Genomic DNA, 1353 nt, shown 5'->3' on the forward strand with positions numbered 1-1353 from the left:
CGCTGTCTGCTTTTCCTTGCAGGCGCGTGTAAATGCTATCTCTGAATACGGTGCTTTTGATGATGCTATCCCTGGTAGATCTTCCTGTTATTTGGATGATGCTGTCGCGGATGCGGCCACGGGATAGAGAGTCCAGTACAACGGTACTGGTGCTGTCCCTGAATCCTTTGCTGTTGATACCGATTTTGAAGTGTTTAAATACGCTGCTGTCAGCTTTGCTCAGTGCATTACCATTAACATCATATAGATCAATGAATCCGCGTTTACCCACGCTGTCTGCTTTCCCTTGTAGCCTGGTATAAATGCTATCTCTGAATACGGTGCTTTTGATGATGCTGTCTCTGGTAGATCTACCAGTGATTTGAATGATACTATCGCGGATGCGGCCACGAGATAGGGAGTCAAGCACCACGGTACTGGTGCTGTCCCTGAAACCTTTGCTGTTGATGCCAATTTTGAAGTGCTTAAATACGCTGCTGTCAGCTTTGCTCAGTGCATTTCCGTTGAGATCATATAGATCAATGAATCCGCGTTTACCCACGCTGTCTGCTTTTCCTTGCAGCCTGGTATAAATGCTGTCTCTGAATACGGTGCTTTTGATGAGACTGTCTCTGGTTGTTCTTCCTGTTATCTGAATGATGCTATCGCGGATACGGCCGGCAGAAAGGGAATCGAGTACTACAGTACTGGTGCTGTCCCTGAACCCTTTGCTGTTGATGCCAATTTTGAAGTGTTTAAATACGCTGCTGTCAGCTTTGCTCAGTGCATTACCGTTAACATCATATAGGTCAATGAATCCACGTTTACCCACGCTGTCCGCTTTCCCTTGCAGCCTGGTATAAATGCTATCTCTGAATACGGTGCTTTTGATGATGCTATCCCTGGTAGATCTTCCGGTTATCTGAATGATACTGTCCCTGATGCGGCCACGGGATAGGGAGTCAAGTACAACGATGCTGGTGCTGTCTCTGAATCCTTTGCTGTTGATACCGATTTTGAAGTGTTTAAATACGCTGCTGTCAGCTTTGCTCAGTGCATTTCCGTTGAGATCATATAGATCAATGAATCCGCGTTTACCCACGCTGTCTGCTTTTCCTTGCAGTTTCGTATAAATACTATCTCTGAATACAGTGCTTTTGATGAGGCTATCCCTTGTTGTTCTGCCTGTTATCTGGATGATGCTGTCGCGGATGCGGCCGCGGGATAGAGAGTCCAGTACAACGGTGCTGGTGCTGTCCCTGAATCCTTTGCTGTTGATACCGATTTTGAAGTGCTTAAATACGCTGCTGTCAGATTTGGCTATTGCATTGCCATTGACATCATATAAGTCAATGAATCCACGTTTGCCCACGC

General features: G+C 46.2%; 1 protein-coding gene. It reads right to left on the reverse strand.

The window, feature by feature from the left end; translation table 11 throughout:
- On the reverse strand, positions 1-1353 hold a 1353-nt coding region (locus tag GWG06_RS30335; protein WP_160718176.1), incomplete at both ends, for a hypothetical protein.

Origin of the sequence: Chitinophaga solisilvae (assembly GCF_009928525.1) — a bacterium.
Classification (GTDB): Bacteria; Bacteroidota; Bacteroidia; order Chitinophagales; family Chitinophagaceae; genus Chitinophaga; species Chitinophaga solisilvae.